Raw genomic sequence first — 18403 nt, 5'->3', positions numbered from 1 at the left:
CAAATGTTCTCAACAGTGAGTATACTTTGAATTGCATAAACTGTCGTTATTGTTCCTGTCCGTGTCGCCCGGGTTTACCACATGTAGAACATCTGTTCTGATAGAGTGCAACTACTCGGGCGAGAGCCGCTAGCAGGATTCGGGATATGGTGCGAGAGCAGAGCGCGGCGGTCGGGGTGGAGATCGGGAGCAGTCGGGCAACGATCGCTATTATTTCTGGCGACGGCCAGGTCCGGGAGCGCATCGAAGCCAGAACGCTGCGCGGGCGTCCGGCGCGGGCCACGCTGGAGCCGTATCTACGAGCGATAGATGCCGCCTTGCAGCGAGCCGAGGGGGCGGGCTACGCCTTGCGTGGCATCGGTCTGGCCTTGCCGGGCAAACTTGACCAGACATACCGCCGTCCTTTTCTCATTCCTCTCCTCCCTTCGCTCAATCACTTTCCTCTATGCGACCTGTTAGAGACCCGCTATCACTTGCCTGTACAACTGCATTGCGACGTTGATGCGGCGGCGCTGGGCGAATGTGCCTTTGGTGCTGCCAGGAGCCGGCGGCGTACTTTGTTGCTCACCGTTCAGGCGGTGGTGGGGGCTGCTCTGATCTGCGATGGGCAGCCGGAGCCGGCGGCGCGCGAGTGCACTGGCCACGTGTGCCACTTGCCCGTAGCCAACACAGGCCCGCGCTGCAGCTGTGGCCGGCGTGGCTGCATCAGTACTCTGGTCTCGCTGGAGGCCCTGCAGCGCCTGATCCAGCGAGCTGCCCGCAAGGGTGAGACCAGCAGCCTGATCCAGCGCCTCAGCAACCGAGAGTTGTTCAGCGCCCAGCTCCTGGCCGAGGAGGCGACGCGCGGGGATGGCCTGGCGCTCTCCATTTATCAAGAGGTGGGGCACTGGCTTGGTATTGCCATTGCCTATTACCTGCGCCATTTTGCGCCCGAGGTGGTGGTTCTCGGCAATGGTCTGTTGAACGCCGACCCGCTCTTGCTCAGCCACCTGCGCCGTTCACTGCTCTCTCACCTGGGATCCCAGCCAGCGGAACTGGCCCAGCGAGCAGCCGACCTTTGTATTGTCCCGGCCCATCTCGGGCGAGATGCGGCCCTCATCGGCAGCGTTGTGCCTTTCCTGGCCCCAGCCCAGGTGGCCAGGCCACCCGGTCAGGAGCAGACAGGTGCGGAGACGCCAGGGGGTGCTCTTGAACAGCTCGCCACCGCTCAACGGCGCGGAGGCCAGCGCTATCGCTATCCCCCAGTGAGTGACGATCTCAGCCGGCTGGCGGCGGAGCGCCCGCTGCCGTCCGTGCCTCACCCTCCAGACGATCTGGGGTCGGCCGCTCCTCCCCATACCCGGCCTAACCCGCGCGGCCTGCGCGGTCGCGACCGCTAATTAGCCTGGCCTGGGCTTTGGAACTCCTCCCACTGCGGCGCCGCAAAGGCCAACTGTACGAGCATCGGCGGATGCTTCGGCTGCACCAGATAGGCTCGCCCTGGTGGCAGAGGAGTAGCAGCCTGTCCGTGCAAGAGCTTGCCTTCCATCGGGTCACCGCTCAGAATCAGCCCCGCCGTCCCCATTTCGCGCAGACGCTGCATAACCGGCTCAAACATGGCGCGTGAGACTCCCCCCACGCGGTGAACCAGCACCAGGTGAAAGCCGATATCACGTCCTACAATCAGATACTCCTGCAGCGGCATGAGGGGACTGCCTCCCGCACCTCCAATGGCCTCATAGTCATCCACAAAGAGGAAATACTGCCGCCCAGTCCACTGCTGCGGGCGCCGCAGCTCGCTGAGTGGCACCTCTGAAACTTTCTTGAGACGGCGCTCCAGATCGACCTTCAGGTTTCCTACACAGCTCGTCAGGCTCTGACTGTTGTAGGCATAGGTGAGCAGGAATTTGCTTTCAACAAAATCCAGAAGGCGCTTACGGAAGTCGATGATGGCATAGGCTACCTGCTGAGGAGTGTAGCGCTGCTCCAGGCCGCGAATCCAGGCACGCAGAAGGGAGGTCTTGCCACTCTCGCTATCGCCCAGAATCAAGAAGTGCGGCCCGCTGGTAATCAGATCAATATAGACTGGCTTCAGGCGAAACTCTTCCAGGCCGATCGGGACCCCGGGCGGCTCCTCGGGTCCAGGCCCGGGCAGGTCTTCCCAGCGCACCAACGGCGGCAACATTAAGACGGGGGGAGCCACTAACCCTTTCCAGCTCCGGCGAAGGTCCTCGATGAGCGCCTGGAGGTATTCCTGAATTCGCAGATGGAGATCCTCCATCTCGGCCACCTTCCCGTCCATGATCAGCGGCAGGGCAATCTGGAAAAAGAGTTTCTCACGGTTGGCCCCACGCCCTGGCACACCGGCAGGGATGGCAGCCGCTACCGCTCGCCCCAGTTCAGAATCGACGGGGTCGTTCAGATGCAGCTCCAGACGAGTACCAATGTTATCGCGCAGACGGGGGCGCACCTCGGCCCAGCGATTGGCGGCAATGATTAGATGAACACCGTAGGCCAGGCCACTAGAGACGATCTCGACGAGATCCGGCTCGAGTTGATCAAACTGCTGATAGAACTGGGCAAAGTTATCGATCACTAGAAAGACATCGCCGAACGGAACATCCTCCAGCTCGCCCCGCTGACGCAGGGCGCGAAAAGTCGTCATGCTGTCGATGCCGCGCTCGCGAAAGAGAAACTCCCGCTCCTCTATTACCCGACGCATCTGACGCACTACGCGCCTGACCTTATCACGCTCATGCTTGCTACAGATTGCTCCCACATGCAGCGCCTGCTCAAAGATACGCAGCAGGCCCCCACCCATGTCAATACAGTAGAATTGGACATCGCGCGGCGTATGCGTTAGCATAAAGGCGGTGATCAGCGTGCGCAGAAAGGTGCTCTTGCCGGACTGAGGGGCACCAATAATGGCGAGATGGCCACCGGTACCGGAGAAATCCAGCCATAGCGGCTCTTGGGCCTGCTCCAGGGGCTTGTCGACGAGGCCAACGGGAACACGCAGATCGCCAAATGGCGGTATGCCGCTTTCGTAGTGAGCTGTGAGCCGCGGGTGTTCCGTGTGAGCGAGGACCGTCCCGAGCGTGAGGACGTGGGGCAAAGGGGGAAGCCAGACCTGATGGATGGCCTTCGTGAAGGCCGGCGGTACCGCCTGGGCCAGCCGCTCGATAATGACGTCCATTTCGGTGTGTAGCTCGGCGGAGCCAGCCACGGCCAGGGCAGCCGAGGTGCGCCTTCCATTCCCTACCACCTGCTGATAGTGCAGGAGCTTACCATTAGCGGTAAAGATGCGTATCTTGCTTTCAAGCGATGTCTGCTCTGCCAGAGGCAGGTAGGGAACAGAGATTAAGGCGCACTTGAACAGCTCATAGGTATCGACATCGACCTTGAAGTAGCCCATACCAGGGATTGAGGGCAGATAATGGGCATCCGCCGTTCCCAGCACCGTCCGGCTCTCGGCGGCGCTGTAGGTGCGCAGGCAGATGCGATAGCGCAGATGGCTCTCCAGGCCCTTGATGCGGCCTTCTTCCAGGCGCTGAGTAGCAAAGAGCAGGTGCAGGCCAAGGCTGCGCCCGACGCGCCCCATCGTTACAAAGAGGTCCAGGAAGTCGCTGCGCTGGGCGATCAGCTCGGCGAACTCGTCCACAATAATCAGCAGATGGGGCATTGGCTCCAGCTCGGGGTGCATTTTCCACTTGGCGCGGTACTGCTTAATATTGTCAAGGTTGCCCGCGTCGCGCAACATGCGCTGGCGCCGCTGCTGCTCCCCGAGCAGGGCCGCATAGACGCGATCGACCAGGGCGAGGTCGCTCTGCAGATTGGTGACGACGCCAACCACATGGGGCAAGGCCTGAAAATCGTTGAAGGAAGCGCCGCCTTTAAAGTCGATCAGAACGAAGTTCAGCGTGCGCGGATCATGGGTCATGGCGAGAGCACTGACCAGGGTGCGCAACAGCTCGCTCTTGCCGGACCCGGTGGCGCCGACGATCAGGCCGTGTGGACCCATACCTTTGTCGGCGGCCTCCTTCAGATCGATGATCAGGGGCTGACCGTCCGCGCGGCGCCCGATGGGAACGCGCAGCAGATCCTCAGATCTCTTCTCTGTAGCGCGCCAGCACTCGCCTGGATCAAAGCCATCAGCGGAGGGGATCCCTAACAGCTCCAGCAGGCGGATATCCTGGGAGAGGTCCTGCTGGGCGGCCTCGCTAAGAGTGAGGGGGGCCAGGCTACGCGCAATGCGCTCGCAGAGGACCGGCTCCACGCGGTCGGGGAGCAGCCCCTCGATACGTCGCCCTCCATAGGCGATCTCCTCAAACTGCAGTCCTCCCACCTCCGAGAGAGCCAGGCGCGCTTGAATGGCCGCCGGCTCCTGCGAGCGATCCTCAACCAGACAGATGACTGTCAGGCCGGCCAGGGTGGCCCTGGTAAAGAGCAGCTCCAGCTCGGGGAGTTGACCTATCGGGTGGTGAGGCGAGAAGCTGTCAAGCACCACCACCAGATGGGGCAGACAGGCCTGAGCAGCCCGACGACGCTGCTGTTCGTCACCGCCGGCCTCCTCACTCAGGTGAGCACGTCGTTCAACCTCGGGCTTGATTTGCTGCTGCAGGATTTGCTGCAGGTCCTCGACAGTAGTGGCAAGCATGCAGAGCTGCTCGGGGGCATAGCGACGCTCGGCTTTGACCTGATGGAGGCGCCGCACGTGTGGCAGCCATTTGAGCCAACTCCATTCCTCGAGGCACTCACCAGGGAAATAGACCACACAGCGCACGTCGTCTGGGGCATGGAAGGCCACAAGCTGACAGATCATAGCCCGTGCCAAGGCCCGCGCCGCCTGCAAATCGCCGCTAATTGCCAGAGTGCCCAAGGAGCGCAGCGGAATGAGCGCGGCCATATCGTTGAGATAGCCGTACTCCGCCACAAGGGCCTCGGCCTGTGCGCGCAGCTCCGGCATGTACTGCACCATGAAATTGGCGTTGCTGACGTCCAGACGCAGGGGACAACAGAGCGGTCCTGGCCCGAAGCCGATGCGTGTCATCATGAAGTCGAAGTCGCTGGGACGCCGCTCCCAGAGATATTCACGGCGCTCGACACGCTCCGCCAGCTCTTCGTAGGAGGGATAGAGGCGCTGCTCGACCAGGCGCTGCTCTTTGGTCAGCCAGAGCAGATGCTTCCGGACTCGTTCCAGATAATCGAGATAGAGGCTGCGCAGTTGTCGCTGCTGCTTCTTGAGAGCACGACGCTGCATAAAGCTCATAAGGAGGCCGGACAGGATCATGAAGCCCCCCAGGCCGCCGCTGACCAGCATCATCAGGGGATTGGTATGGAAGGTGAGCATGAAGAAGACCGACCCCAGGCTGCCTATGAGTGGCAGCAGGTATTGGAGCCAGCTCATTGGCCCGCTCTGGGCCGGTTGCAGCGTCGGCGGGGCACTGATGACAATCTCATCGCTCGGCAGCCGCGGCGGATAGGCACGAGCCGGACGATAAAAGGTCGTAAGCTGCTTTTGCATGGTGCTTTCTCGCCATTGCCGGCGCTCAACTGGCCGGCGCTCCAGCGGTCAAGATCTTTCTCCGCTAACCTGAGTTTCGGGCACGATGGCGGCGTTTTGGTCTTTCAAATCAAAACAGCGCTTCAGGTGAGAGGAAGCTGCTCCCAGGAAACTCCGATTCCGCCCGTTCTCTCGCTTGGAGCGATGGAAGAAGGCAGAAAGAGTTCCTGAGTATCGATAGCAGCCACCCGCTCGCTGTGGGGAGGAAGCGAGCGCAGCAGCAGACGCACGCCATCGAAGATGCCGGCCTCGCTCAGGGTCTGCTCTGGAGCCAGAGGATCGTGGGACCCGGCGAGGAAGAGGAGCCACTCCTCTCCGGCGTCAGCTCTGGGTCTCTCGCCTGGGCCTGCGGCGAGCGCGCTTGCTGAAGAGGCACACAGCTCACACAGAAAAGGAAGCAGCTCGCCAATAGCACAGTCGGCAGGCAGCTCCAGGTCCAGGGCGCGATCCGGTCCCACTACAGTCACCAGCACTCTGTTACGCATGGCTTCTTCCTGCCCACCAACCCTTCGGGGCGTCGGGGGCCTCCGGCTGTCGCCGTGGGGAGGAGACGCCAGGATCATCCCTTGTGGTACGCATACCCGTCACCCCTCTGCAAAAGCTTCCAGTCGTTCGGATGGACGTCAAACCCGTGGAGCCTGAAACTCGGCCGATGCTGGATAGCAAGGCGTCCAACATGCCTGCCTGCATCCTCCCCGCACGGGATATCAGCCCGTACCTGGTCTCCTGTGCAGAAACCCAGGCACGATCTCGAAAACGGCGCGTGACTATTCGGGAATCCCTATGTGTCCGTGATGCACCGTTACCGCTTCCCGTGCCCCTTCGCCTCAATCTGACAAATCCGCATAGCCGGGTCAGGCCGCACACCCTTCCCCGATTCCCCCGCACCAGCCACGTCGATCCAGGCTTCTTCGGGTTGCCCTGTTCGGTCCGATTGCGCTTCGTCCGGCCTCCCGATCCCGACTCGACCGGCAAGCCGGGTCTCTTCAACCGCTCAACGATCACCCATCGGACCGGGTTCACCGCCGCTGCATCCGGAGAGGCTGTTTGAGCCTTTTGAGCACCTCGGGAAAACGTTGCGCCCGAATAGAGGCAAGCGGACGGACCGACGCATTCAGTTCTTCCAACCATGCTCCGGGATCTGGTTTCCTTTCGCCTCGTTGCACGTCCGGCAGACCACCGCCGGGTTGCCCACCCGGTCACTGCCGCCTCGCAACCTCGGGATCACATGGTCGATGTTGAGCACTGCGTCTCCCGAGGTCCCGCCGCAGTACGCGCGCTGGTGGCCGAACTTCCCCAACAGGTACTCCCACAACTCATATTCGAAAAGGGTCCCTTGTTGGTACTCCACGCCCGAGATGTCGGGGTTCTGGAGCAGTTGCGTGCCGAATTTGACCTGTTCAACCGTTCTCTTCGCTAGAAGACCGGTGCATGCTGGCAGAGAGGGGTCACCCACCCAACGACGTTTGCGACCCGGCTTTCCAGAGAAGAGGACAAGCCTTTGTCGCGGAACCTCTGCCCGTCTCCTGCCCCGCAGGCGCGGCAGTACCGGCTGCCGTGCCGGGCGTTCCGTCCGCAGCCGTTGCATCTCTGCGGGTTCCGGTTCAGAAAACGGGGCTGCCGGTAGCGCGTCTTCCGGTTCCTGCTGGCCCGGCGCAGCGCCTGGCGTTCCGTGAGAGCCTGCCGGACCTGCTTCCCCCGGTGTTGGATCTCCGCCGCCCGGACCACGGTTCGGCTCCGCCTGCCGCACTCAGCCCAGCCACCAGGGTCATGCCCGCGGTCTCCGAGCTGGGGTCGCACTTCAGCGCGACTGGCTGAACCTCGCCCCTCCCCTGTCCCTCGCACTGATCATGAACGGATACCGCCGCAGGATTGCCGCCGGGCCGGTATTGAGGAGCACCCGGGCCAGGGCGGGACCGCACGGCATGAGCGACCTCCTGTCCCTTCCCGCGACCAACACTCTCATAAGGCTTACGCCTCCTTCCTCGCCGGGGCTTGCGTCCCGCACGGTCAAGTGAGCCTTGCCAAGGTCATCCGGGCTTGTTGCCTCCAGAGCACTGGCTTCAATGCCGTTTGCCTGTGTTGAACCCTGGACGGGAGGGGCCGGAGCCGGCTCGCGCACTCCAGAGTGCCGTGACCCGGATAACGTAGCCCCATGGCCTTACGGCCCTGGCTGAGGCTGGTCGACCCCGGGCCTGCTTACTGCAAGCCCCCGGCTTTAGTCGTGGGGAGGGGGTTGACAAGCTAGAGCGAGCGCCCAGGCACGCTTAGAGCGCTGGCGGCCTTCTGCGGCGGTTCTGCCAGGCCGCCAGCGAATAGAGAGCGAGGTGGGACTTCGCTGTTCGTCTCTCTCCTCGAGCTGCTTACTCGTAGCCGCTGAACTTTGAAGCCATGACCTGGTCCAGCTCCTGCAAGGCCGTCGAGCTTCCCTGCAATCCCTGGGTGAGCTGATGCAGGTCCTGCAGGACAGCCATTAGATGCGAATTCCAGGTATTCATGGCGTTTTGATAGGCGACGCTGCCACGCCCAAACCAGTCGGCCTCTAGATTGGCAACGGCAGCGGTAATGCGCTGGGCAGCATCTTCGAAGTTAGAAAGCTCCGAGAGAAAGTGCTGGGCGGTGGCATCCATCTGGTGGGTACGACCGCCGATCAGATCGCCCTGTGAGGACATCGTACACTCCTCCTCGATGTGTAACTGATGAACGAAGGAACCAGCAAACTGCCAATTCGGCAGGCGTCTGAGGCAGGGCCAACAACGAGCAGCAAGGGTCTGAGCGGGGGCCGCAGCCTTCCGCCCGGCATGCCCCATCTGCCCCCTTAGCGCGCTCACTCTCTTGCGGCGAGAGCGCCGGCGCCCGCCGCCCTGCCCGCTGACGAATTGCTACACCTATTCAGCGGCTCAAACATGCAAACTCACAAATTTAAGGAGCAAATCTTTATCACCTCTTGAGACAAAGGATACCAATTCTCCGCCCTAAATGCAATGCGACTACACGAAAACGGAATAGAGTGTCATCGCCCATGTCGCCAGCTCTGGACACTCCATCAGACTTGAGGAGGACCAGGCTTGATCAAAGAGATAGAGCAGGTCTCTGCTCAGAGAGCGCAGTACATCCCGCACCGCTTGCCAGAGAGGGGTATGACTCTGCTGCAATTCTTGGGGAGGAAAGAGCGTTTCCGCATGATCGGCCACGTGGGCACGGACTCGCGGTTCCCACCAGGTAAGCATTTCGGTAAGCAGGACCGCGCCGGCAAAGCGATCGCCCTGTGGGCACCACTGGCCCTGGCGTGGTAGGTTCCGATGCTGGTAGCCTGGCGACCCCCAACTGACCTTTCTCGGCTGAGGCAGACCGGGTGCATAGAGGCCCTCCAGATCCAGCAATTGCACTCCGCTGAGCTGGGGAGTCAGCAAGATGTTGCCTCCCGCTACATCGCCATGAGCCAGGCCGCGAATCTCCAGGTTCCACAGTATCTGAGCTGTAGCCAGCGCTACCTGGCGCGCCTGCTCGAAGCTGTAATCGACACTGGCCGCCTGATCTAGCATGAGTCCGGCCCAGGTGCGTGCCTCGATCCAGGGCATGAGTACGGCGTATTCTAACTCGGGAAAGGCTTCTACCGCTTCCGGATAGTGCGTCCGCGTGAGGCAAATGCGGTAGCCCAGGTAGAGGCCCGGCAGGTGGGCATGGCGCTGGAGTACTTCCGTGACACGCACCAGGTGAGGCCCGCGATAGGAGGCTTTGAAAACCTTGAGCGCACAGCGTTCCTGCGTGTCCAGGTTGCGCACCTGATAGACCAGCGCCTCCCCGCCCTCCAGCACAAATACAGCTTCCTTGTCCTCCGGCAACAAGGGATGGGGCATGAACTCAAAATAGGATGAGCCAATGCGCAAGAACATGCCCGGGAAGGGCTGAAACTGTGCCACCTCTCGATCTCCTTTTTTCTTCTCCTGTAGTGCAAGTTCGGTGGGACCTGGTGCGGTGCGGGTGCAGACCGCTGCGCTGGTCTTCATTGCCGGCTTTCCCCCGTGACAGGGTCCTCAACGGGCCGCTGGTCTGGCGGCAGCCAGAGCAGATCGAGGGCTGTCATATCGTCATTCTCGGGCAGGAGGAGCAGCTGGCGTGCCCGCTCTTGTAGCTCGTCGTCGTTTAGTTCGGCCAGCGATGAGGCTAGAGGCAGCAAGCCATCGGTATAGACGATCAGGCGTTCGATCGTCGAGAGGCCCATGCTCCAGACGTGGAGCAGTCCGCGCGAGCCGCGGGCCGTCGACCAGCGTCCCTCATCATCGTGGCTTCCTCCGAGCGTGAAAGAGTGTTCGCTGGTCACGAAAAGGCGGGCTGTCACGTTCCCCATCCAGCAGAGAAAAGCCTCAGTGGGGCGCGCTATCTGCAATTGGGCCTTCCACGGCGCCAGGGCAATTCGTCCAGCCAGAAAGACGGTCTCGCTGCCATAGTCTTCGCGCAGCTCCTCCAGGACCTCGCGCACCAGGGCTGGCGCTTCGGAGGTCAGCGGCAGGCGCAAGAGTTCTTGCTGCGCCGCCTTAGCCCACTCATCCAGGCGCTGGCGCAGGCGGGCGGCGACTGTCTTGATCGAACCGGCGAGGGCTTCCTGCTCCTGCAGCCAGGCGACCAGGGCGCTGCCCAGATATTGGGCGGCAAAATCGCCGCGATATGAGCTGCCCACGCCATCGCAGACGCAAAAATAAAGGATTGAACCATCGTCGCTGGCGACGACCCGCGCGTAGTCTTGATTGGCCAGCTCCTGGGTCTGGGCCTCGCGGCTGCGCAGCGAGAGCAGGCGCAAGGTCAGGCGGTTATTGATGGTTTGCGAGGTAAAGTACTCACCCGCCAGGCCCGTCTCAAAGCAGAGGTTCGCTTGTTCAGAGCGCTCTCTTGGTTCGGCATCCTCAGATAGCATCACTTCGCTCCTTCCTCTGGCGCGGCGCGGGGAAGCCACGGGCTATTTGAGCTGAGTGGCCGTCGAGATGGTAAAGGCCAGGCGCACCAGGTCGGTGTGAACGCCGGGGAAGAAGAGGGCCGCCCCCGGCTGCAGGTTGTAGCCGTAGTTGTTGATGTTCTGGCGATAGATCTCGGGCATGGGAGAGGAGAGCGAGAAGAGGAAGCGCGCGTAGTCATTGGTGAGCTGACTCGCCCGAGTAACGCCCCCCCATTGTCGCCAGTCGCGTACTGGCGTGCGCAGCATCTTGTCGGCTACGTAGACGTTTTCTACCAGGACCGGCCCATCGCGCACGGCCATCGCCTGGATGCGCCGGACGATCGGGGTAGGATCGCTGGCCGTGATGAGGGCATCCGTCAGGTGACAGACCAGGGGCGCAGGACAGCTATCAAATTCGCTCAGGTGCTTCTGCAAGAGGTTTTCCACAGCCGCAAAGCCTATAGCGGTGTCGGTCTCCCCTCCCGCGCTGATCACTGGGACACCGTGCTTGACCAGCTCCGGCAGGTCGCGAATACCTCCCAGGACGTCGACCACTGCCGTGCTGTAGGCCAGAATGGCCACTTTGTAGCGCCGCTGGACGATGCCATCGCGAATGGAGCGCCGGACCATGTCCTTGATCGCTTCCTTTAAGGCCCGATTGACCAGCCCCATTTTGGTGGTGGAACCACAGGGGTCGTTCATAGAGTGGCTCGCGTCGATCAGGTAGATGACCAGCGCCGGCGTAAGGGAGGTCGCCGGCTGCGTATAGTACATCGTCGTCTGCCTCCTCTCCAGTCCAGAATCGTCGGGTCACGGGGGCCCGCACCGCTCATTACCCGGTCGATCCCCCGTTTTGCCAGAAACATGGTCTCTAGAAACACCCTCAGCTTGAATATGATACCACACCATGTTATACTCACAGAGATGTTCTTGCTGGTTAAGAAGATCTATATCCTATGCCAAAGCGAGGACACGTCATGAATGCGTCTGGCGTCTTCATCTGCCATGACCTTGATCCTAAGGCTCATCAGGAATTGCAAATTCTAACTCGCCTGCGCCAGCGGCTTGAGGAGACAGGCACCGTCGTCACAGTCTATCCTGGCCGCGCCAGCGACGAGGGCTTTCTTCCCTTTTTGAATCAGACGTTGCCCGATCTTCAGTGGTTCGTTCTATTTCAGACGGCCAGTGCGGCCCAGTCCTATCAGGTGCGTATGGCCGTCAATACGGCATTGAAGCTGCTAGAGCAGCGGCGTCTGCAGGGCGTGATACGCTTTCTGGCTAGCTCCGATGGCTCCTCGGTGGAGGCTCCCCCCGAATGGGCCACACTCCCTACTTTCGACGGCTCCTACGACTATCCACGGGCGATTGAGAAGCTGGTCCTGACCCTGGAAAAGGAGCGCGCCCCACTGGCTCTGAGTGGCTCCCCACCGCCAGCTCAGGCGCTGATGCCGACTCCCTCCCCTGGCTCCTCTCCTCTCGGTGGGCTATCAGCGTTGCCAGGACGCTCGTCCGCTCAGAGCGACTACGATCGCCCCGCTCTCCCTCCCAGCCGGCTCGCCTCTTTCGGTGGTTCTCTCAGAGAGTTCTACTTTGGCACAACGGAGCGCGGGCGAGCGATTATCGGCCTCTCTTTCTTGCTGGTGGCGACGCTGGTTCTCGGCACCGTTATGGCCCTCCTCCTGACTCGTCCCGCGCAGACCTCCACCGCTGGCGGCAGCGCCACACCCAGCTACGGGCGCCTGGAGTTTTTTAATACCGGCCTGACGGGCGCCGATAATACGACCGGCATCTGCGATGGCCTCGATATCCATCTGCAGAACCTGGCCTCCCCCCAGAGCGGTCAGAGCTTCTACGCCTGGCTATTGCGCGATAAAAGCCAGCTCGGCGGCGCCCTGCTCCTGGCCAAGTTTACCCCGGTTCATGGCCGCCTTGACTTGCGCTATAACAGCCCTAATCATCAAAACCTGCTTAACAGCTATAGCCGCTTCCTGATTACAGAGGAGAGCGCCGCTCTGACACCCGATTCGCCGACCGCCGATCTGATGCGCTGGCGCTATTATGCGGAGATCCCTCAGGTCCCCGACCCCCAAGCGGAGACCGTTGGCAACACGACGGTCCACTATAGCAACCTGGACCATCTGCGGCACCTGCTAAGCGGTGAGCCTCAGTTAGATCAGTTGTCGCTGCATGGAGGACTCAGTGTCTGGTTCTTTGAGAATGTGAGTAAGGTCTTCGAGTGGGCCTCGGCTGCTCGCGGCACGGGAGTTCCGCGCAACGCCACGGAGATGCATAATGCCCTGGTGAAGATTCTGGACTATCTGGATGGGACTGAGCTGGTCGCCCAGGATCTTCCGCGGGGTACGCCTGTTCTGGTCGATCCAACGGTGGGGCGCGTCCCTCTGCTCACGCTGGATGAGAAAGCTCTACCCGTGCCGGGCTACATCCGTCATATTGAGCTGGATCTGATCGCTCTGACCAGTTCTCCCCATTCTTCCGCTTCCCAACGCCAGCTCGCCGGTCAGATCGATACCGAGCTGAATCGCGTGAAGGCGAATCTGGAGCAGGTACGCCAGGACGCACGCCAGTTGGTGAACATGTCGTCCAAGCAGCTGCTGTCAGCCTCGACCTTCCCCCTGCTCGACGACTTGCTCAGCCAGGCCCGCACGGCCTTTATTGGAGAGGTGAATCCGGCAACCGGGATTCGAAGCGGTGGGGCCGTGTGGATTTTCGATCACATGCCAGAGCTGGCGGCCCTCAACGTGGCGCCCTATAAGGCATAAGGGGACCTGGGCCATCGGCTCCACTGAGCGGTCACACACAAGCTGGTGGGGGAGAGACAGCCTTCTCTGTCCTCCCCGGAGAGGGGGTGGTCCTTTGAGGGATCAAGGTCCTACCAAAGAGCCTCAGGTTGGAAAACGCCAGATGGTCCAGCCCTCGCCGATCGCACGCCCACGAGGGCGACCGCGAGCAGAAACCAGCAGCAGGCCAGGTCTGGCAGCGGGGACCAGCCGCTCGCCTGACCCGCCGCGGCTCAGGGTCAGGGAGGCAGAGGCTTGTGAGGAAAAGCCGATCTGGGGAAGATAAGACCCAGTTCAGATGGCCCCAGGGGCCAGGAGAGGAAGAAGGAAAGGAGTGGATCTGGCCGCCTGGCCCAGCGGAGAGAACAGAAGGAGGTAGGGAAGGAGTAACTTTAGAGGTCAGGCAGCTCATCAGCCTCTTCGGTATCCTCTGGCTCGCCGCGGTCAATGATGGCCTCACGCTCGTCCAGCATACCCGGCCAGGGATCGATGTACATTGTGCGGCGTACCAGGTCGATCTGCTTGACCACCTCCTTGACGGCAGGGATCAAGGCTTGTCGGCCATCGGCCATACGGATCACGTAGACATCGTTGCTGCCAGTCAGCCAGATCTCGCGAATTGTCCCGACCTCCCGGCCCTCGAGGGTGAAGACGCGCAGGTTGAGAATGTCGTGTTGATAGTACGAGTCCGGAGGCAGGGGGGGCAGCTCGGCCAGAGGGATCTGCAGCTCACAGTTGCGCAGGGCTTCGGCAGCCGTCAGGGAATCGCAGCCCTGCAACTTCAACAAGACAAGGCCGCTCCTGTAGGGGCGGACCTGCTCGATGCGATAGCGCCGGGGAGGAAAACCGCAATAGACAGCCTCCAGCTGTGCGAAGCGATCGGGCAGGTCGCTCATCGGTAAGACCTTGACCTCGCCGCGCAGCCCGAAGGGGGCAAGCACCCGCCCCACGGTGGCCCATTCAGGATCCTGCTGCATAGAACTGGCAGCCATTGCCCGCTCAGTGTCTCTAGTCGGTAGCATTCCAGGGGAAAGATAGGCTTCGCTCGCTCGATCAGCCTAGACAACCTTCAAAGAGGTATGACGGCCCTCGCGCGTCCCCATCGCGCGCATGAGCGTACGCAACGCCTTGGCAACCCGGCCCTCGCGCCCGATGACCTTGCCGTAGTCCTCGGGAGCCACACGCAGCTCGAGGATTACCGCCTGACGATCGTTGCGTACCTCCCGCACCTGCACCGCCGCCGGATTATCGACCAGCGATTGCGCAATATACTCCACCAAGCGGCGCATCGAAGAGTTTCTTACGGCCATAGCTACTCCGCCTTAGCAGAGGACGCGGAACCGGCTTTCGCCGCAGCCTTCATCTGCTCGAAACGCTCCAGTACTCCGGCCTGCTTGAAGAGCGAGACGACGGCATCCGAGGGCTGCGCACCATGTTGCAACCAGCGCAGCGCCTTCTGCTCATCAATCTGCACCGCCGCCGGCTCACGCAACGGATTGTACCAGCCAATATTTTCAATAATGCGCCCATCGCGCGGCGAAGGCGCATTCGCAACTACAATACGATAGCTCGGTGCCTTCTTTTTGCCCACGCGCATCAAACGAATCTTAACAGCCATACTTTCCTCTTCTCACCTCTCCCCAGCGGGGAAAGTCCTCACAACAATATTTTCTGTTTTTGCTGTCCCTCTGTCTGGCTGGCTAGCTAGCCCAGTTCAGCCCGACGACCCTGTCCTTGCTCGTCAGGAGCCAGCGCCCTCATTCAGGTCTTAGTGGAACCACGCCCACGGCTAGCCCCATCTGGAGCGCCTCCCGCCAGCCCACAGCGCTGCCAGCCGACCCCGTCTCGTGCACTTCTGATTAAAGAGCTGCAGACGCCGACCGCGCGCAGGCCAGACCGAAGCGAGAGAGTAGCAGGAGCAAACGCTGTGCCGTTACGTCGGACGGCGCAGCACAGTAGGTGCCAGGTAAGGTAAAGACATAGGGCATGGCCCCAATGGCGTCATCAGGATAGCACGGGCAGAACATTTTGTCAACAGATGGCAGGGCGGCCTCCAGGACGGTCCTTAGCCGCGAGAGGGCTTATGACCGGGTCCGACTGCCGAGGAAAATCCCCCCTCAGCTGGCCGGCTCTCTGCTATAATGGGGCGCGAATGCAGAGTATGAGGGGGCATAGCTTGTTCATGCGTCGTACCAAGATTGTCTGTACCATCGGACCAGCCAGCAGCAGCGAGGAGCGCCTGGAGCAGCTCATGCTGGCTGGTATGAACGTCGCCCGGCTCAATTTCTCTCATGGAACCCACGAGGAGCACGCGGCTGTGATCGAGCGTATCCGACGCCTCTCGACACGGCTGGGCTGGCCAGTGGCTATCTTGCAGGACCTCCAGGGACCCAAGATTCGTGTTGGCAGTCTACCCGGCGGGCAACCGCTGCGCCTGACGCCCGGCAAGCAGGTCGTTATTGCAACCCGCCAGCCAGCCACGAACGGCGAGGGCGCCCTCCTTGAAGTCTCCGACAGCGAGCTGCCGGTGATTCCGACCACCTATGGGCAGCTTGCCCAGGATGTGAAACCAGGCGACCGTATCCTGCTCGATGACGGCCTGATGGAGCTGCGCGTGCTCGCCAGCGATGGTCTTTCAGCACGCTGTAGCGTGGTTCACGGAGGCCTTCTCAAAGAACACAAAGGCATGAATCTACCAGGTGTGACCGTCAGCGCCCCCGCCTTGAGCGATAAGGACCGCGCCGACCTGCGCTTCGGCGTCCAGCACGGGGTTGACTACGTGGCGCTGAGCTTCGTGCGCCGGCCAGAGGACGTGCTAGAGGCCCGCCGCTTTCTTCAGAGCCTGCAGGCAGAGGTTGCCGCTGCAGCAGGCAAGCGTCAGCCAGCAGGAGAGATTCCTCTGATTGTCAAGCTAGAGAAGCCGGAGGCCGTCGCCCGCCTCGATGAGATTCTGGAGGTGGCCGATGGCCTGATGGTGGCTCGCGGCGATCTTGGGGTCGAGATGTCGCTAGAGAAGGTGCCGCTCATCCAGAAGCGGGTCATCGCCCGCTGCAACGAGCTAGGATTGCCGGTGATTACGGCGACGCAAATGCTGGAGTCGATGGTGACCAATCCTACTCCGACGCGCGCAGAGGTGGCTGATGTCTCTAATGCTCTGCTCGATGGGACCGATGCCGTGATGTTGAGCGCTGAGACGGCCAGCGGCTCCTATCCGGTGGAGGCGGTGGCCATGATGGTGCGCATCATCCAGGAGACTGAGGCCGACGACCGTACCGCCCAGCCTCCGCATTGCCGCCGCCTCTCTCAGGAACATGCCGTCAGTCACGCCGCCCGCGCTCTCTCAGAAGAGGCCAGCGTGCGCGCCATTGTGGTTTTTACTCGCTCGGGCAACTCGGCCCGCCTGATCTCGAAAGACCGCCCTCGCCGTCCGATCCTGGCCTATACTCCTTCGGAGCGCGTCTATCGTCAATTGGCCCTCTGGTGGGGAGTCTGGCCACGCCTCATCGAGATGCACGGAACAACCGAGGAATTGATCGCCACCGTTGAGGAACGCCTCTTGAGCGACCACTTGCTGACCGAGGGCGAGCATGTAGTGATCATGGGAGGCCTGCCCGTGGCCAGCCGCGCGCGCACCAACTTCGTCAAACTGCATCGCATCGGCGAGGGAGGCCTCTCCCGCTGAGACGAGCCGGGTCCAGGTCAAGCCAGGCCCGTCCACTGCAGCCTGCCTTGGCCGAAGCTGCTGAGGAGAGCTTCGGCCAACAGGCCAGGGGGCGGTCGGTTTGACATCCCCGCTCAAGAGGACTATACTGGAAAACATCAGACCAGCGCCATCGGCAGCGGCGGGTAATAGCGATGTTATCCCGCCGCGCCTTATTGCAACGGGGCAAGGCATGGCACGTACCGCCTGGCTGGCTCGGCTTTTGAGTCCTGTTTCAGGAAGAAGAGGTGTGCATGACTATTCAGCAGGAAAAGAACGCGATCCCCGTTCCCCAGGTTGAGCCACGGGCTCCGATCCCTAAGCAGAATCTCCGTATTCCCGGCCCCACCGTGGTGCCGGATGAGATCCTGGCCGAGATGGCCCGCCCGATGATCAACCACCGCGGGCCGGAATTCGCCGCTATTCTGCGCCGTGTCACCGCGCGGCTGCAATACTTTTTCCAGACGCGCTCGCCCGTCTTGACCTATCCCGCCTCTGGAACTGGCGGGCAGGAGAGCGCTATCGTCAATCTGTTCTCTCCAGGTGACCATGTGGTGGCGATTACCATCGGCTCCTTCGGTAATCGCTTCGCGCGCATCGCGGAAACCTATGGGTTGCAGGTCAGCCGTATTGAGTTCCCTTGGGGCGAAGGGGCCGACCCCGATGTGGTAGAGAGCCGCCTGAAAACGCTGCCCCCCTATCGCGGCGTGCTGATCACCCATAATGAGACCTCAACAGGGGTGACCAACGATATCCAGACGCTGGCCTCGCTGATCAGACGCCACAATCCCGAGGCCCTGATTGCCGTCGATGCTGTTAGCTCCCTGGGCTGTGTCCCTCTGGAAATGGATCTGTGGGATCTGGATGTCGTCTTTACAGGCTCTCAGAAGGGCTGGATGTCTCCCCCCGGGGTGATGATGATCGCGGCCAGTGAACGAGCCTGGCAGGCCAATAAGAGCGCCAGGCTGCCGCGCTTCTACTTCGACTGGGCCAGTACGCGCAAGAAGCTGGAGGTCGGTCAGCATCCGACCACACCAGCAGTCTCGGTCTTCTACGCCCTCGATCGCGCCCTGGAGCTAATGCTGGAAGAGGGACGCGAGGCGATCTTCGAACGGCATCGCCGCGCCGGTGAGTACGTGCGCCGCCGCGCCCGCGAGATGGGCCTGGAGCTGTTCGCTAACCCACGCTACGCTTCGAATACCGTCACTGCGGTGCGCCTGCCGGATGGCTTCAATACAAAGGGCTTCATGAAGGCTCTGCGCGAGCAGGATGGCGTTGTGCTCGGCGGCGGCCAGGAGCACCTGGAGGGCAAGATTTTCCGCGTCGGCCACCTGGGCTACTTCCGCGAGGAGGACCTGGCCGAGGCAATGGATAAGGTGGAGCAGCGCCTGCGCTCTTTCGGCTTCACTGGCCGTTGAACGCCGCTGCTG

Annotated in this window: 16 protein-coding genes; 4 read left to right on the top strand and 12 right to left on the bottom strand. The window is 61.7% G+C overall.

Annotated features, from left to right (window positions below; all coding sequences use genetic code 11):
• Window positions 1–146 precede the first annotated feature (146 nt).
• Window positions 147–1379, top strand: coding sequence for an ROK family protein (locus tag ACFMO7_RS04400; RefSeq protein WP_376794311.1), 1233 nt, complete (start codon window positions 147–149; stop codon window positions 1377–1379).
• Here ACFMO7_RS04400 and eccCa read toward each other — a convergent pair.
• The 9 genes from eccCa to ACFMO7_RS04355 all read right to left on the bottom strand — a co-directional run bounded on the left by eccCa (window position 1376) and on the right by ACFMO7_RS04355 (window position 11249).
• On the bottom strand, window positions 1376–5503 hold the full coding sequence (gene eccCa, locus ACFMO7_RS04395; RefSeq protein ID WP_376794310.1) for a type VII secretion protein EccCa: 4128 nt from the start codon (window positions 5501–5503) through the stop codon (window positions 1376–1378). The two genes, ACFMO7_RS04400 and eccCa, sit on opposite strands and share 4 nt — an antisense overlap.
• 122 nt (window positions 5504–5625) lie before the next feature.
• Window positions 5626–6027, bottom strand: a complete 402-nt coding sequence (locus tag ACFMO7_RS04390; protein WP_376794309.1) for an EsaB/YukD family protein — start codon at window positions 6025–6027, stop codon at window positions 5626–5628.
• Between the two features lie 629 nt (window positions 6028–6656).
• Window positions 6657–6770 carry an HNH endonuclease gene (locus ACFMO7_RS04385; RefSeq protein WP_376794340.1) on the bottom strand — a complete coding sequence of 38 codons (114 nt, stop codon included), beginning with the start codon at window positions 6768–6770 and terminating at the stop codon, window positions 6657–6659.
• 188 nt (window positions 6771–6958) lie between these two features.
• The gene (locus ACFMO7_RS04380; RefSeq protein WP_376794308.1) at window positions 6959–7270 is read right to left on the bottom strand and encodes an RRXRR domain-containing protein; all 312 of its coding nucleotides are present in this window, start codon (window positions 7268–7270) and stop codon (window positions 6959–6961) included.
• A gap of 73 nt (window positions 7271–7343) precedes the next feature.
• A complete protein-coding gene (locus ACFMO7_RS04375; protein WP_376794339.1) occupies window positions 7344–7469 on the bottom strand; it encodes a hypothetical protein in 126 nt (41 codons plus the stop codon).
• 436 nt (window positions 7470–7905) lie between these two features.
• Entirely contained in the window at window positions 7906–8214 is a 309-nt protein-coding gene (locus tag ACFMO7_RS04370) for a WXG100 family type VII secretion target (RefSeq protein ID WP_376794307.1), read from the bottom strand.
• A gap of 318 nt (window positions 8215–8532) precedes the next feature.
• Window positions 8533–9465, bottom strand: coding sequence for a hypothetical protein (locus ACFMO7_RS04365; RefSeq protein ID WP_376794306.1), 933 nt, complete (start codon window positions 9463–9465; stop codon window positions 8533–8535).
• An 83-nt stretch (window positions 9466–9548) separates the two neighbouring features.
• Entirely contained in the window at window positions 9549–10457 is a 909-nt protein-coding gene (locus ACFMO7_RS04360) for a protein phosphatase 2C domain-containing protein (RefSeq protein WP_376794305.1), read from the bottom strand.
• A 42-nt stretch (window positions 10458–10499) separates the two neighbouring features.
• On the bottom strand, window positions 10500–11249 hold the full coding sequence (locus tag ACFMO7_RS04355; RefSeq protein WP_376794304.1) for a hypothetical protein: 750 nt from the start codon (window positions 11247–11249) through the stop codon (window positions 10500–10502).
• A 182-nt stretch (window positions 11250–11431) separates the two neighbouring features.
• On the opposite strand from ACFMO7_RS04355, the gene ACFMO7_RS04350 reads away from it, so the two are divergent.
• Complete coding sequence (locus ACFMO7_RS04350; RefSeq protein ID WP_376794303.1) at window positions 11432–13255, top strand: hypothetical protein; 1824 nt, start codon at window positions 11432–11434, stop codon at window positions 13253–13255.
• A 410-nt stretch (window positions 13256–13665) separates the two neighbouring features.
• Here ACFMO7_RS04350 and rimM read toward each other — a convergent pair whose 3' ends face one another.
• The 3 genes from rimM to rpsP form a co-directional block, all read right to left on the bottom strand.
• Window positions 13666–14250: a ribosome maturation factor RimM gene (gene rimM / locus ACFMO7_RS04345; protein ID WP_376794302.1), complete on the bottom strand. Its 585-nt coding sequence runs from the start codon at window positions 14248–14250 to the stop codon at window positions 13666–13668.
• 81 nt (window positions 14251–14331) lie between these two features.
• Window positions 14332–14562 (bottom strand): KH domain-containing protein, encoded by a 231-nt coding sequence (locus ACFMO7_RS04340; protein WP_052888354.1) that lies wholly within the window; start codon window positions 14560–14562, stop codon window positions 14332–14334.
• Between the two features lie 23 nt (window positions 14563–14585).
• Window positions 14586–14891: a 30S ribosomal protein S16 gene (gene rpsP / locus ACFMO7_RS04335; RefSeq protein WP_376794301.1), complete on the bottom strand. Its 306-nt coding sequence runs from the start codon at window positions 14889–14891 to the stop codon at window positions 14586–14588.
• 564 nt (window positions 14892–15455) lie between these two features.
• Between rpsP and pyk the strand changes: the two genes are divergently transcribed.
• Window positions 15456–16955 carry a pyruvate kinase gene (pyk, locus tag ACFMO7_RS04330; protein ID WP_376794300.1) on the top strand — a complete coding sequence of 500 codons (1500 nt, stop codon included), beginning with the start codon at window positions 15456–15458 and terminating at the stop codon, window positions 16953–16955.
• 272 nt (window positions 16956–17227) lie between these two features.
• On the top strand, window positions 17228–18391 hold the full coding sequence (locus ACFMO7_RS04325) for a pyridoxal-phosphate-dependent aminotransferase family protein (protein ID WP_376794299.1): 1164 nt from the start codon (window positions 17228–17230) through the stop codon (window positions 18389–18391).
• The last annotated feature ends 12 nt before the right edge of the window (window positions 18392–18403 follow it).

Source organism: Thermogemmatispora sp. (genome assembly GCF_042408735.1).
Classification (GTDB): Bacteria; Chloroflexota; Ktedonobacteria; order Ktedonobacterales; family Ktedonobacteraceae; genus Thermogemmatispora.
The sequence above is the reverse complement of the archived record's forward strand: the minus strand, read 5'-3'. Positions and strand labels throughout refer to the sequence as shown.

Coding starts and splice junctions, on each gene's coding strand:
- ACFMO7_RS04400 (WP_376794311.1), top strand. CDS start 147: ATGGTGCGAGAGCAGAGCGCGGCGGTCGGGGTGGAGATCGGGAGCAGT.
- eccCa (WP_376794310.1), bottom strand. CDS start 5,503: ATGCAAAAGCAGCTTACGACCTTTTATCGTCCGGCTCGTGCCTATCCG.
- ACFMO7_RS04390 (WP_376794309.1), bottom strand. CDS start 6,027: ATGCGTAACAGAGTGCTGGTGACTGTAGTGGGACCGGATCGCGCCCTG.
- ACFMO7_RS04375 (WP_376794339.1), bottom strand. CDS start 7,469: ATGCCGTGCGGTCCCGCCCTGGCCCGGGTGCTCCTCAATACCGGCCCG.
- ACFMO7_RS04370 (WP_376794307.1), bottom strand. CDS start 8,214: ATGTCCTCACAGGGCGATCTGATCGGCGGTCGTACCCACCAGATGGAT.
- ACFMO7_RS04360 (WP_376794305.1), bottom strand. CDS start 10,457: ATGCTATCTGAGGATGCCGAACCAAGAGAGCGCTCTGAACAAGCGAAC.
- ACFMO7_RS04355 (WP_376794304.1), bottom strand. CDS start 11,249: ATGTACTATACGCAGCCGGCGACCTCCCTTACGCCGGCGCTGGTCATC.
- ACFMO7_RS04350 (WP_376794303.1), top strand. CDS start 11,432: ATGCCAAAGCGAGGACACGTCATGAATGCGTCTGGCGTCTTCATCTGC.
- rimM (WP_376794302.1), bottom strand. CDS start 14,250: ATGCAGCAGGATCCTGAATGGGCCACCGTGGGGCGGGTGCTTGCCCCC.
- ACFMO7_RS04340 (WP_052888354.1), bottom strand. CDS start 14,562: ATGCGCCGCTTGGTGGAGTATATTGCGCAATCGCTGGTCGATAATCCG.
- rpsP (WP_376794301.1), bottom strand. CDS start 14,891: ATGGCTGTTAAGATTCGTTTGATGCGCGTGGGCAAAAAGAAGGCACCG.
- pyk (WP_376794300.1), top strand. CDS start 15,456: ATGCGTCGTACCAAGATTGTCTGTACCATCGGACCAGCCAGCAGCAGC.
- ACFMO7_RS04325 (WP_376794299.1), top strand. CDS start 17,228: ATGACTATTCAGCAGGAAAAGAACGCGATCCCCGTTCCCCAGGTTGAG.